This window comes from Halalkaliarchaeum sp. AArc-CO (assembly GCF_024972735.1).
In the GTDB taxonomy this organism is placed as follows: Archaea; Halobacteriota; Halobacteria; order Halobacteriales; family Haloferacaceae; genus Halalkaliarchaeum.
This window is the reverse complement of sequence record NZ_CP087723.1, coordinates 2,546,003-2,557,581: the sequence shown is the minus strand read 5'-3', so window position 1 is coordinate 2,557,581 and position 11,579 is coordinate 2,546,003. Positions and strand designations below refer to the sequence as shown.

Below are 11,579 nucleotides of genomic sequence, written 5' to 3'. Positions count from 1 at the left end.
CGGACGGGTTTGAGACCGAGAGTCCAACGTCTGGGTGGATATAAATTAAAATATCCTGTTTAGTGGATACTCGTCCGAAAGAAAGGGCAGTTAGAAAACGAATGCGGAACCCTTATCAGTATCACCGGCCTTCCTCTATTCGCAATGGCAAACGGCACGGTTGATTTCTTCAACGACACAGGCGGTTACGGCTTCATCGCGACTGAGGACTCCGACGACGACGTTTTCTTCCACATGGAGGATGTCGGCGGCGAAGATCTGACGGAGGGACAGGAGATCGAATTCGATATCGAACAGGCCCCCAAGGGCCCGCGCGCAACGAACGTCGTTCGCGTTTAATCACGGTTTCAATCGTCGCCTCGCGGCGACACTGACTGATTGCGGTTTTCTTCGACACATGAGTCGATTAGCTCTATCATCATCTTGCGTTCGAGGGCTCTGAGTCGCTGAGAGACGGCCGACTTGCTCACGCCGAGTTCGTCGGCGACGTCACCCAGATCGGCTTCCTTCGGTTTCTGATAGTATCCCATTCGAACGGCCAGTCTCGCCGCTTCCATCTGTTTGGCGGTGACCTCGTCCACGCTGAGGGTGCACGGTCTGGGTCCGGTTTCTCCGAGCGAGTCGACGGTAAACGTCACGTCGTCGACAGCGCCGGTGAGATACTGGAAAATTTTTTGGCCCGCCTCGCGGTTCGGCACGGAGACGGTCATCTCGAACGGTGACGATTTACCACTCATTGTTCGGCTCTCTGACGGCAGTCGGCAGTTGACGTGGCCGTTCGGGATCGTTTTTGCCTCTCGCGTTCCGAGGCCGCGGTACCACGCTCGGTACGGAGATCGTCTGTTCTCATAGTCGTTCATACGGACCGACCGACGATAGGTGACACTCCGGACTTATGAAGGCTTTAAGTAACGGACGGGGTGTTCCGTCGAGGTCGTCTAGCGTTCTTCGTTCCAGCAGTCACACCCGCAGGAAAGCTGTCGGATGACGTTCGCCTCAGCACGCTGCAGTCGCTGGGAGAGCGCAGACTTGGAGATGCTCATCTCCGTCGCCAGCTCCTCGAGGGGGACTTTCGTGTCCGGATCGTAGTAGCCGGCCTGTTTGGCCCGATGGACCGCCTCGCGCTGCTTTGGCGTCAGTGCCGAGACGTCGATCGTGCAAGTTTCGGGGTATTCGAGCCGCTCCGTGGAGGTGATCGACCGGACGACAACCCGATTGCACCGTTCGCGCACGTCGCTTACGATCGAGGAGACTGTTTCGGTGTCCGGGACGTACGTCTCCATCACGAACGATCCGTCGCCGATCCGAAGGTACCGCGGGATACAGCCGTACTTGACGAAGACGATTCCGGGACAGTGATCGCAGATACTGCTCGAGAAGTATTTGGTTTCGGTCTGTTCACCGTCCTCGGTTTGTTTCTGAACGCCGATGTCACACTGGCAGTCTCCGTCGTCGAACCGAACGTCGATGTCGACGATGTTGCCGTCGGCGTAATCCATGGTACACGGTCCGCCACGTTCGATCTCGAGTTCGACGCGGAGTCTCCTGTTTTCCATCGACGGTGGTTCCTCTCCCGCCTCCGTGGTGGTTTCATCGCGGGCCAGCTGGGGGGCGCCACTCATGATGCACCCTACGTCTTCGCGACTTAAGCCACGTCTCTTTGTTCTTACTGGCTGAGAACCAGCCGAGACCGGGGCGTCGTGGCCGCCGGGGAAACTTGAACTGACTCCCGCCCCGAATCGGCGTATGCGCGAGGAAGACGAGATCAGGGAGCAGTACGAGTTTCTCGAAGAGCAACTCGAAAGCGAGGAGATGCGTCACGAAGGGGTCAGACAGATGTTCACATACTACAAACGGGCGCTGGGATGGGTGCTCGAAGAGGAGTACATCTAGCGGCGACATCCGACACTGCCCTTCGACACTGAACGGGATGGCCGGTCGTCGGTCGGATACTGGTTGGCCGCGGATCGGATACCAGTCGGTTCAAAACCCCTTCGGGGTTCCCAGCCGTCGAACACTGGCGACATCTTTAAGTCGATCCCATCGGTAGAATCGGGTGACGCTTCGCTTGGAGGGCCGAAGCGTCAGCGGGGACCAATTTAGGGCGGCACAGCCGCGATCTTTCGCGGCTTGCTACCTTTTCGAACGATCGATCACTCGATGGAGAGCGACTCGTCCGTCTCGGGAGCGCCTTCCGGCCACTCCAGTTCGAACTCGACGCTCAACTCGGCGGGACCGCTTCCGGTTTCTCGTTCCGCCTTGACCTCGAAGGTCGGCCGCGGCGGTACCTCGAGGGTGACCGACTGGTCGCCGGCCGCAAGCGTCACCGGCTCGCCGGTCTCGAGTTTGTCGGCAACCGATCTGAGCATCGCCGCGATCTCGGACCGCTCTGTGCGCCGTTCCGTCGAGAAGATCACTTCTTCGGGCATGTCTGAATGGTGGATCTGCGACAAGATAAATTCATGCTCTCGGAGAGATTCACTCTGGAGTGGCCAACCTTTCTGCCGATAGTATATCTGTTTTACATGAATCTCTATTTCGATAACACAGCAGTAGCACCACTCTATCCACAGTTACCTGGCTATACTCAAATCCGAGTCGACATCTTTATTGATATGCGATATTGTATCTATAGCTGGATATAACCGATGTACGATCTGACAGGCTTTCAGCGAGACCTGCTGTACGTCATCGCGGGACTCGACGAACCGCACGGACTCGCCATCAAAGAGGAACTGGAGAACTACTACGAAAAGGAGATCCACCACGGGCGGCTGTACCCCAACCTCGACACACTCGTCGACAAAGGCCTCGTCGAGAAGGGCCAACGCGACCGCCGGACCAACTACTACACGCTGACGCGCCGCGGTCGACGGGAGATCGAGGCGCGTCAGGAGTGGGAAGCGCAGTACATCGACTAACCGACTCGAACGCTCGAATCGACCCGATCGGCAGTCAACTCCCGATCGCCCGGCTACTCTTCGGTATTGCTGTTTTCTTCGGACCCTTCGCCGTCGTCGATTTCGTCCCCGTCGTCGGCTGTTCCGTCGCCAGAGCTCTCGTCATCAGGAACCGCTTCCGAACCGGCGCCTCCGGCGGTGTCTCCGGGTTCCTCTCGTCCGATGTCGGCTGCGGAGACGACGTACGGATCCACGGGGGGCGGTTCGGGGGAATCCTCGCCGAGTTTCGTGGGTAGAACGATCCTCGCAAACTGGACGACGAGTACCAGCAGTATCGGCAGCAGGAACAGCCCGTACCAGCCGAAAAGCAGCGGGCCGAGCGTGTACGCCAGCATCACTGCCCCGACGTGGAGGCTCCGTCCGGAGACGTACGGTCGCAAGATCAGGTCTGGAATGCTGTCGACGAACACGAACGAGACGACGAGAAACAGCCCCACGAACCACAGCGTCTCCGTTCCGACTAGGAACGCCGCCCGGAGCCCCAGATAGATCGCCACCGGAACGTACACCAGCTTCATGCCCACGACGGGAATGAGGCTGGCGACGCCGGCGATCAGTCCCAGAAGCGCCGCCGCGGGGATCGCAACGCCGGCGGGAGCGAACCCGTTCAGTCCGGAGAAGACGATCGCGGCGATCGCGCCGGTGATGAACGCGTTGAGGATGTTGCCGAAGAAGATCGACCGGAGATCGTAGTCGACCGCACGGAGGTACGCCCGCAGGGTCCCCTCCTCGTCGTCGAACGTCTCGAGCACCCATGCGACCAGCTTTCGATCGTCTCGGAGGAGGTAAAACGCCAGCACCACCATCACGAACAGCTGGATCAGCGCCACCGCCAGCACCAGGGCGGTGTCGGCGACCGAGGTGAGCGACTCCAGGAGCCGTACCGGGAGATCGCCCGTAAGTAGCTCTTCCCCCAGTCTGTCCAGCAGCGCACCCGGATCGTCGATCTCTTCGAGGAGGCGCCCCAGTTCGGGGTACGCACCGAGATCTACGCCGGGAATCTCCCGGAGTTCCTGGATCTCGCGGATCGCGATCGCGACCGCGTAGCCGACCACGAGGATCGCCGGCAGCGCGAGCACGAGGAGTGCGACTGCGGCTGCGACGGTCGGATGTCCGGTTCGGACGACGATCCGGCGGTACACCGGCCGCGTCGCGTAGTACAGGAAAAGACCGAACACGAAGACCCCGACGAAGGAAGCGACCACGTAGCCGATGAGGGCGAAAAGCAGGAGACCGAACGCGAGCCAGCCGTACTCCGACGGCGTCGATGCTCCCTGCAGCCGTGACATACACACTGTGGCGGCCACGTGATGCAAAAGACTGCCGGCACACCATCGTCCGTTCGGATCCGAACACACCGAATTCAGTATATATTTCTATATAGTACAATATATGTATCCGGAGATCCTCTCTCCACCCGAGATGAGTATCGTCGTAACGCCCGCCCAGGTGTTCTTCGGGGTGCCCTTCGAAGAGCCCGTGGTCCGTATCGGGCTGGCGGCAGCACTGGGGCTGTTTCTCGGGCTCGAACGGGAGTGGTCCGACAAGGCGGCCGGCATTCGAACGTTCTCCTTGACCGCGATCCTGGGTGCGGTGTTCACCGTCGTTGCGACCGACGGTGCCATCGGAGAACTGCTCCCGGTCGTCGGCGGGCTTCTCGTGATCGTGATCGGGGCGCTGTTGTCCGTCGAGGGACTCACCAACGTCGACTCGAACGGCGAGGACCCGCTGGCGCTCACGACGGCGGTTTCGCTCATGGTCGCCTACGGGGTCGGTGTACTCGTCGCTCTCGGATTCATTCTCGAGGGGATCACCGTCGCCGTGGTGTCGTCGGCGCTACTGGTGCTCAAACGTGAACTCCACGGACTCGCCGGCAACCTCTCCAGGCGGGAGCTCCGCTCGACGACGGAATTTGCCATCCTCGCGTTCGTGATTTATCCGCTGTTGCCGCCGGGACAGATGGAGTTTCTGGGCGTGCCCCTGGAGCCACGGATCGCCTGGCTGCTCGTCGTGTCGGTCGCAGGGATCGGGATCGTGAACTACGCGCTCGTTCGTTCGTACGGCGGTCGCGGGATCGCCGTCACCGGCTTCTTCGGCGGGCTCGCTTCGTCGGCGGCGGTCGTCGGCGCAATGTTGGATCACGTCCGCCAGCAGCCCGAGGGGATCCAGTACGGCGTCGCGGGTGTACTGCTGGCAAACGCCGCGATGGCGCTGCGAAACCTGGCGCTCGCGCTGGTGTTCACCTTCGGTGCCGCCGGTCCGCTGTTGATCGACGCGGTCGTCCCGCTGGGGATCATCGTCGTCGGGAGCATCCTCGTCGCGTACGTCGTCGCCGACTGGTCGGCCGAGATCGAGATGGAACTCGAAAGTCCGTTCTCGCTGAAGAACGCGCTGGCGTTCGGCTCGGTGTTCCTGTTCATCCTGGCGGGATCGTCGGTCGCGGAAGCGCAGTTCGGAACCAGCGGTCTGTACGCGAGCGCGCTGATCTCCGGGCTCGTCTCCTCGGCGGGTGTGACTACCTCGGCGGTGCTGCTGTTCCGTGGGGGTACTATCACCACGACGGAGACGGTCGTCGCGATCCTGCTGGCGACAGCCGCAAGTATCGTCGTCAAGGCGGCGCTTGCGACCGGCGGTCCCCGGGAGTTCGCCCGGCGGGTCGCGCTCTGGAGCGGGATCACCCTCCTCGTCGCCGGGGTCGGAACCGTTCTGATCATCGCGGTCTGATGTCGACAGACGGGTGTTCGGGAGGAGGTCCCCTGTGCCGGTCTCGCAATATTTTCCCGATCCGAAACGAATCGGGCGGATTTAACATCCCGCTGGTGGTGGGTACACGTATGGATCGGGACACTGCCGAGCCCCAGGTCGACGAGTTGCCGGGAAAGCGAGCCGAGGAGTGGGTGGAGTACCACCACGAGTTCGCCGCCCCCAGCACGTACGTCTACGAGTTCGTGTGGGACCGCACGAAGCCGGCCGAAGGACCGTTCTGTACCGACGTCGACGGCAACGTCCTCCTGGATTTCACGAGTCACGTCGCCGCCGCCCCCCTCGGGTACAACAATCCGAAAATCATGGAGCCTCTCCGGGAGTTCGATTTGGTTGATCCGCTGAAGATCGCGGGCCAGGACTTCTACGTCGCCGGCGGCGAGACGCCGGGCGAGGGGATCCCCGGCCCCTCGGGGCTGATGGAGCGGCTCACCGACGCCACCGACCACTACGACATGGACACGGTGTTCCTCTCGAACTCCGGGGCGGAGGCGGTCGAAAACGCGCTCAAGATCTCTTACGATCACGCCGACGGCGCGAAGTACGGGATCACCTTCCAGGGTGCCTTCCACGGTCGGACGCTAGGTGCGCTGTCGCTCAACCGATCGAAGGAGGTGTACCGGCGTCGGTTCCCGGAAATCTCGTCGATCCACGACGTTCCGTTCTGTCAGGACCGCGACTGTACGGCCGAGACGTGTTCGTGTGGCTTCTTCGTCGACGGCGTCTCCCGACTTCGCGAGAAGCTTCACCCCGACCGGGGGTATATAAATCCCGAGGAGATCGCGTATCTCATCCTGGAGCCGATCCAGGGAGAGGGCGGCTACCGCTTCCCCAGCGACGCGTTCGCGGACGAGATTGCCGCGCTCACCGACGAGTACGACATCACGCTGGTCGCCGACGAGATTCAGTCGGGGCTGGGCCGCACCGGGAAGATGTGGGGTGCGGATCACTACGCGATCGAACCGGACGTCATCGCGAGCGCGAAGGCGCTGCGAGTCGGCGCGACGATCTCCCGATCGGAGGTGTTCCCCGGCGAACGGAGCCGGCTCTCCTCGACGTGGGGCGCCGGCGACATCCTCTCGTCGGCACAGGGGGCGCTCACGTTCGACGCGATCGAGGAGTACGACCTGCTCTCGAACGCCCGGACGAGGGGCCGACAGTTCCTCGAGACGATGCGGGACGCCGACCTCGCGGGCGTCGAGGACGTCCGCGGAAAGGGGTTAATGCTCGCCGTCGAGTTCGAGTCCAAACAACTGCGCGACGACGTCCACGAGGCCGCGTTCGCGCGGGGACTGTTGACGCTCTCCTGTGGGTACAAGGTGCTCCGGATCCTGCCGCCGCTGGACGTGACGGAACGCGAGATCGAAATCGGGTGTGACCTGCTGCAGAAGGCGGTCCGGGACGTGAGCTAGCGGCCGTCCGGAAACCTATTCGATTGAGAGACATTCAGGCTTTTCCAGACGAAGTCACACGGTTCAATGAGACGACGAGTCCGGGGACTACCGGGGACAGCGAAGTCGAAGAGTCCTTTTCAGTGCGCGTCGAACCGAACGGCAGTGACCGGACTGTGACCGGAAAACTCGACCCCGAGACCATCTCGCGGCTGGTGTACGGACGCACCGGCGCACCCGCGCCCGATCTGATTCAGGGTGCGGCGTTCGGCGAGGACACCGCCGCCGTTCCGATAGGTGACGAGATACTGGTGATCAACGCCGATCCCTGTTCGCTGGCCGCCGAGCACGTCGGCACGATCGCGGTCCACGTCGCCTGCAACGACGTCGCCGCCTCCGGGGCACACCCGCGGTGGCTCACGAGCACGATTCTGCTTCCCGAAGCGAACGCCGTCGAGAAACTCGACCGGGTGACCGCCCAGCTCGATTCGGCGGCCCGGGAGGTCGGCGCCACCATCGTCGGCGGCCACACCGAACGCTCCGAGCAGCTGGATCGCCCCATGCTCGCGATGACTGCCATGGGGTTGACCGACCGCTACGTCGCGACCGGTAGCGCCGAGCCGGGCGACAGGCTCCTGCTTACGAAGGGCGCCGGCGTCGAGGCGACCGGTATCATGGCGACTGACTTCCGGGCTGAGCTTTCGGGGGTCGTCGACGAGGCGACGATCGACCGCGCTGCCGGCTTCTTCGACTGGCTCAGCGTCGTCCCGGACGCCGACGCCGTGGGGCCGTTCGCGACCGCGATGCACGACCCGACAGAAGGCGGTGTGCTGGCGGGGCTCGTCGAACTCGCGCTTGCAGGGGAGGTCCGGTGTGTCGTGTCGCGGGAGGACATCCTCGTCCGGGAGGAGACGGCGGCACTGGGGGACGCGCTCGGGGTCGATCCCCTCCGAACGTTCGGCTCCGGGGCCCTGCTCGCGTCTGTACCCGAAGAGGCCGTCGACGAGGCGCTTCGGGCCGCCGACGAGGCGGGGATCGAGGCCGCCGAGATCGGTCGCGTCGAGGGTGTCGAGGACGGAGAGGACGCCGGCGTCGATATCGACGGCGACCTCCTGACCGAGGTCCCGAGAGACGACATGTACGCGCTGTGGTCGTGACCGTTGTCGACCGAGTTCCCCCATGGGGATTACATCATTTCGGCGCTGTTGAAACCCTACGCAACTGACAGAACCGGCCTGCTGAATATAGAGACTGTAGTCAGCAGGTCTAACTCCAATACATCTGACCAGGTTGTCGCCCGAAGTCGTCGAAAAAGCGAGGTGAATCCTGTTTTTGTACGTGTGGGATTCAATAGGTTTCGACAGTCGCACCGAGAGCCTCGAAGTCTTCGACATTGTCCGTTAGGACCGCGTCGTCAAGGACATCGGCCATTGCGGCGATGTACCCGTCGTTCGCCCCGACGCCGGCGTTCCCTCCCACACGGTCATCTGCCGCCGCGAGTAGTTCACCGGCTTTCCGCGCGATCTCTTCGTCAACATCGATGCGGGGGTACCCGAGGATGCGATTGCGTACCTCCTGTTCCGTGGTGTTACTGCGAGCCGTGGCGACGCCGTAGTAGGCCTCAGCGACCACCGGAGTCGGTAACCACTGCATCTCGCCGTTCTCGACGAGTTCCGTGCCCTTCGAGAACGCGTCCGGGTCCTCAGCCATCAGGTCGAAGAGATACGAGGAATCGATAATCATTCCCCCGCGTCCTCGCTTTCGAAGGCGCTGCGGGCGGCATCAAGCCGATCGCGGTCACCCCTGCGCAGACGGTTCACCGCTTCCTTGGCGTTATCGGCTTCTTGTTCGGTCAGGAGGCCGGCAACGTCGCTCGGATGAGGGCCACGCGTCATCCGGCGGAGCGTCTCCTCCATCGTCTCGTCGCCCTCCTTGTGGGCGCTGAGCCACTCGTGGTACTCCTCTGAGACTCGAATAGTTTTGACCATGAGATATATTGGGATATATGGGATAAAGAGTCTTATGGGGCTATTTTCGGTCGTGTTCACCAGGACTGCTGTAACCTGTCAGCGGTTGAGGGGTTCAACAAGGCCATTATTTCACGTATCCCATGGGTGGATACCCTTCCCGAACCACCCACCTGCAATACACGACCCCGCAACCATCGCAACTTAAAAGCCCCCGATCGAGTCCCCCGCACCGGACTACATCTGATACCGGCGTTCGTCGTCCCGCTGGGGGAACTGGTCGGCGCCGGTCATCTCGTCGTAGGTCATGCCGGCGAGATACTCGTCGTAGGTGACGTCGTACGACTGCCGGAGGTGAAAGTCGAGGTCGCCGGTGTCGACCGTCGACCGGAAGAGGGCATGGATCCCGCGCCGGATCAGCTCGTCGGTGTCCGTGCTGTCGAAGACGGCGGCGAGCATCGCGAGTTCGTTTTTCGTCTCGCGGTCGAGTTCGAGGGGATATTCGTCGTCGAGGTCGCCATATTCAGCGGTGATGTCGTCCGTGAGGTCGTCGAGCCCCATGTCCGGTAGGGAGAACCCGCGTCGGATACGGGTTTCGAACTCGCGTCTCAATTTTAGACTATCGAATGGAAATCGATAGGGTTCCGAACGTTATTATGGCGGTCCGCCGGCGTTTCCGGAACCATTTCCACTGTCGCTACCGCCTCCTGACCCGTCTATTTCTTCGACCGTGTTGAGCGCGTTTATCCGTCCAGCACCGAGAACGGGATCGCTCCGCCCGGTACCGCTTTCGGCGCCCTTCTTGATGTAGCTCTCGACTTGCGAGGGGTTGGCGTCCGGATCGAGTTCGCGCACGAGCGCGACGAGGCCTGCCGTATTCGGCGCCGACATCGACGTTCCGGCCTTCCAGCCGTACGGTGCGCCCTCGTTGAGTGGCGACGTCGTCGAGAACACGAGATTGAACGGATACGGCCAGGCGGGGCTCTCGAATTCGATGACTTCTGCGACTTCCTCCGGATCGAAGACGACGTTTCCGTCCTCGTCCAGCCAGAGTTCGCCCTCGTCCCCTTCCTCGAGTGGATGTTCGCTTCTCCGGAGCGGTGCTCCTGCAAACACCCACTCTCGGATTCCGAAGAGGGTCTTCAACGACGTTTCGTACGCACCCCCGCCCGCACCAACGTCGATCTCGCTCGTTCCGTAGTTCGAGAAGAAGGCCCGTTTGTCGTTCGGACCAAGCGCGCTGATGCTCATCGCCCCTTTGGTACTGTTTGGCAGGGAGAAAAGCCCCTGTCGCTGGAGGTCGGTGTCGGCGTTCCCGGCGCTGGCGACCACGACGGTACCGCGGTTGACGGCCGAGCGAACGACCAGTTCGTACGCGAGTTTTATTGTTCTGAGCTCCTCGTCTCGATGGACTCGGGGATGGAAGGGCGGTGTTCCGAGACTGAGGTTCACAGCGTCGACACCTTGTTCCGCTCCATACTCAATCGCATTCCAGATGTCTGCCGACGTGGTGGTCAAGTTCCAATCGGGGTCCTCGTCTTCGTCACTGACATCCTCCCACCAGAATACTCGATACGAGTGGAGGTCTGCTCCGGGCGCGACGCCCTGAACGCCGGTTCCGAAACCATTGAATCCTGCCTCGGGATCCGCCGCGGCGATTCCGGCGACGTGGGTACCGTGGCCCTGCACGTCAGAGGCGACGTTCTGATCGACGCGCTGGATCGGATCTTCTCCCGGATCGTTGACGACAATGTCTTCACCTTCTCCGGACAGCACCTCTCCAAACTTGAACAATCGTCCCGCGTCTTCATCCAGGTTCGGAGTGAGATCCGGATGCGAGTAATCGATACCGGTGTCGATGATTCCGATCTGGGTACCTTCACCGGTCGCGATATCGTTCGCTGCCACCGTCTCACTGTTCTGTTTGTCCCACAGGTTCTCGTACCAGTCCGACTTGACGCCGCCAGTCTCCCCGTGATCTTCGACCAGTTCGGTCCGTGCAGGTTCCTCCAGTTCGAACCGCACGTCCCGGGCGGCTTCCTGCACGCCGCCGAGTCCCCGGAGGGTTTCCCCCTCGCCTTCGGGACCGTGGACGACGAGCACGTCGCCTTCCGCGAGTACCTGCCTGATTTCGAATCCCTCTCGTTCCAGTCTCCGTGCGGTGCCGTTTCCGCTCGGAATCACGATGTACTGCGCTCGGCCGTCGCTCGCGGTCGCCTGTCCCGCGAACGAAAGGGAGAGTCCTGCCACACCGATACCTTTCAGAAGTGAGCGTCTATCTAGTCTCATGGTAACTACCCTCGTGAGGGCGGTGGATACCTAGGACTACTATCATATGAATATTCACCTCATACTCTCGATGCGGGATTGGTGACTGCCGTGTTCTCGATCTACTGTTTCTCGTGAGGTTCAAAAACCACGTTCGAGAAAGCCCAACTATCGGTGAGTAAAGGACGAATGATCACCTGCTGCTCGGGTCGACGGTCGACTGTGTCCGG

14 protein-coding genes are annotated in these 11,579 nt (G+C 61.7%); 6 read left to right on the top strand and 8 right to left on the bottom strand.

Annotated features, from left to right (window positions below; genetic code table 11):
* Positions 1–144: 144 nt before the first annotated feature.
* On the top strand, positions 145–339 hold the full coding sequence (locus AArcCO_RS13430) for a cold-shock protein (protein ID WP_259534011.1): 195 nt from the start codon (positions 145–147) through the stop codon (positions 337–339).
* An 8-nt stretch (positions 340–347) separates the two neighbouring features.
* On the opposite strand, the gene AArcCO_RS13425 is transcribed toward AArcCO_RS13430, so the two are convergent.
* Positions 348–737 carry a helix-turn-helix domain-containing protein gene (locus tag AArcCO_RS13425; protein WP_259534010.1) on the bottom strand — a complete coding sequence of 130 codons (390 nt, stop codon included), beginning with the start codon at positions 735–737 and terminating at the stop codon, positions 348–350.
* A gap of 201 nt (positions 738–938) precedes the next feature.
* Positions 939–1,622 carry a helix-turn-helix domain-containing protein gene (locus AArcCO_RS13420; RefSeq protein WP_259534009.1) on the bottom strand — a complete coding sequence of 228 codons (684 nt, stop codon included), beginning with the start codon at positions 1,620–1,622 and terminating at the stop codon, positions 939–941.
* A 124-nt stretch (positions 1,623–1,746) separates the two neighbouring features.
* Between AArcCO_RS13420 and AArcCO_RS13415 the strand changes: the two genes are divergently transcribed.
* Entirely contained in the window at positions 1,747–1,893 is a 147-nt protein-coding gene (locus tag AArcCO_RS13415; RefSeq protein ID WP_259534008.1) for a DUF8555 family protein, read from the top strand.
* A 260-nt stretch (positions 1,894–2,153) separates the two neighbouring features.
* Here the strand turns inward: AArcCO_RS13415 and AArcCO_RS13410 are convergent, their stop codons facing one another.
* Positions 2,154–2,429 (bottom strand): amphi-Trp domain-containing protein, encoded by a 276-nt coding sequence (locus AArcCO_RS13410; RefSeq protein ID WP_259534007.1) that lies wholly within the window; start codon positions 2,427–2,429, stop codon positions 2,154–2,156.
* 219 nt (positions 2,430–2,648) lie between these two features.
* Between AArcCO_RS13410 and AArcCO_RS13405 the strand changes: the two genes are divergently transcribed.
* Positions 2,649–2,921 carry a PadR family transcriptional regulator gene (locus AArcCO_RS13405; RefSeq protein WP_259534006.1) on the top strand — a complete coding sequence of 91 codons (273 nt, stop codon included), beginning with the start codon at positions 2,649–2,651 and terminating at the stop codon, positions 2,919–2,921.
* Between the two features lie 53 nt (positions 2,922–2,974).
* Here AArcCO_RS13405 and AArcCO_RS13400 read toward each other — a convergent pair whose 3' ends face one another.
* Complete coding sequence (locus AArcCO_RS13400) at positions 2,975–4,249, bottom strand: AI-2E family transporter (protein ID WP_259534005.1); 1,275 nt, start codon at positions 4,247–4,249, stop codon at positions 2,975–2,977.
* A gap of 133 nt (positions 4,250–4,382) precedes the next feature.
* Between AArcCO_RS13400 and AArcCO_RS13395 the strand changes: the two genes are divergently transcribed.
* The 3 genes from AArcCO_RS13395 to AArcCO_RS13385 all read left to right on the top strand — a co-directional run bounded on the left by AArcCO_RS13395 (position 4,383) and on the right by AArcCO_RS13385 (position 8,271).
* Complete coding sequence (locus tag AArcCO_RS13395) at positions 4,383–5,684, top strand: MgtC/SapB family protein (protein WP_259534004.1); 1,302 nt, start codon at positions 4,383–4,385, stop codon at positions 5,682–5,684.
* Positions 5,685–5,794: 110 nt separating this feature from the next.
* Positions 5,795–7,135 (top strand): aminotransferase class III-fold pyridoxal phosphate-dependent enzyme, encoded by a 1,341-nt coding sequence (locus tag AArcCO_RS13390; RefSeq protein WP_259534003.1) that lies wholly within the window; start codon positions 5,795–5,797, stop codon positions 7,133–7,135.
* 155 nt (positions 7,136–7,290) lie between these two features.
* On the top strand, positions 7,291–8,271 hold the full coding sequence (locus AArcCO_RS13385) for an AIR synthase family protein (RefSeq protein ID WP_259534002.1): 981 nt from the start codon (positions 7,291–7,293) through the stop codon (positions 8,269–8,271).
* A gap of 190 nt (positions 8,272–8,461) precedes the next feature.
* Here the strand turns inward: AArcCO_RS13385 and AArcCO_RS13380 are convergent, their stop codons facing one another.
* The 4 genes from AArcCO_RS13380 to AArcCO_RS13365 all read right to left on the bottom strand — a co-directional run bounded on the left by AArcCO_RS13380 (position 8,462) and on the right by AArcCO_RS13365 (position 11,331).
* A complete protein-coding gene (locus AArcCO_RS13380; protein WP_259534001.1) occupies positions 8,462–8,824 on the bottom strand; it encodes a PIN domain-containing protein in 363 nt (120 codons plus the stop codon).
* A 29-nt stretch (positions 8,825–8,853) separates the two neighbouring features.
* On the bottom strand, positions 8,854–9,102 hold the full coding sequence (locus tag AArcCO_RS13375) for a hypothetical protein (protein ID WP_259534000.1): 249 nt from the start codon (positions 9,100–9,102) through the stop codon (positions 8,854–8,856).
* A 216-nt stretch (positions 9,103–9,318) separates the two neighbouring features.
* Positions 9,319–9,642, bottom strand: a complete 324-nt coding sequence (locus AArcCO_RS13370; protein WP_259533999.1) for a ribbon-helix-helix protein — start codon at positions 9,640–9,642, stop codon at positions 9,319–9,321.
* Positions 9,643–9,735: 93 nt separating this feature from the next.
* Positions 9,736–11,331: a S8 family peptidase gene (locus tag AArcCO_RS13365; RefSeq protein WP_259533998.1), complete on the bottom strand. Its 1,596-nt coding sequence runs from the start codon at positions 11,329–11,331 to the stop codon at positions 9,736–9,738.
* Positions 11,332–11,579 lie beyond the last annotated feature (248 nt).